Annotated in this window: 1 protein-coding gene; it reads right to left on the reverse strand. The window is 69.3% G+C overall.

The features are described 5' to 3' along the window. On the reverse strand, positions 1–641 hold a 641-nt coding region (locus RE027_RS17880), incomplete at its 3' end, for a TetR/AcrR family transcriptional regulator C-terminal domain-containing protein (RefSeq protein ID WP_368809646.1). Between the last annotated feature and the right edge of the window lie 157 nt (positions 642–798).

Consider the following 798-nt stretch of genomic DNA (forward strand, 5'->3'; position numbering starts at 1 on the left):
AGCAGGATGGTGATGCCCTGGTCGAGTTCGTCGGCCCCGTCGTAGTCGGCCAGTACCGGGGCCAGGGCGCGCAGGCGGGGGAAGGAGCGGGCGGGCAGCCGGTGCAGGCCCAGGCGCAGCAGGTCCTCGTTCTCCTCCTCGTCCACGACGAACTCCTGGAGCTCGTTGAGGATGTGCCCGTAGAGGTACCCGTAGTAGGCCCGGTAGACGTGCAGGGCATCGACCGGGGCGAAACCGGCGTCGATGAGCAGGGCCAGGATGTTCTCCAGCGGCCGCAGGGTGCCCAGCGGGCGCAGCCCCAGCGGGGTGGACAGCGGCCGGGTCACCAGCAGCGGCACCACGTGCGGATGTTCCAGGGCCAGGGCGCGGAAGTCGTGGGCGGTGGCGCGCAACTGCGCCTGCCAGTCCGCCCCGTCGGTGGGGATGACCAGCTGGTCCAGTACGAGCTCGGTGATCCCGTCCAGCAGATCCGCCCGGTTCTTCGCATACCGGTACAGGCCCATGGGATCCCGGCCCAGCTCGGCGCCCAACCGGCGCATGCTCAACGACTCCAGGCCTTCGGCGTCCACCAGGGCCAGGGCGGTGGTGAGCACGAGTTCCCGGCTCAACCGCGGCCGCCGCGCCCGGCTGGGCTCGGACACTGCGTCCTCGGTGGCGTCCGGGACAGGGTCTTCGATGGGGGTAGGGATGGTGATCAGAATCCTTCGATCAGGCGGCTTTGCTTTCCTCGTAGTCTACACGTACAGTCTACGGTGTAGGCAAGGCGTCGAGCACACTGCGCCCCCCACTGCCTCCCAC

Origin of the sequence: Kocuria sabuli (assembly GCF_040981185.1) — a bacterium.
Lineage (GTDB): Bacteria > Actinomycetota > Actinomycetes > Actinomycetales > Micrococcaceae > Kocuria > Kocuria sabuli.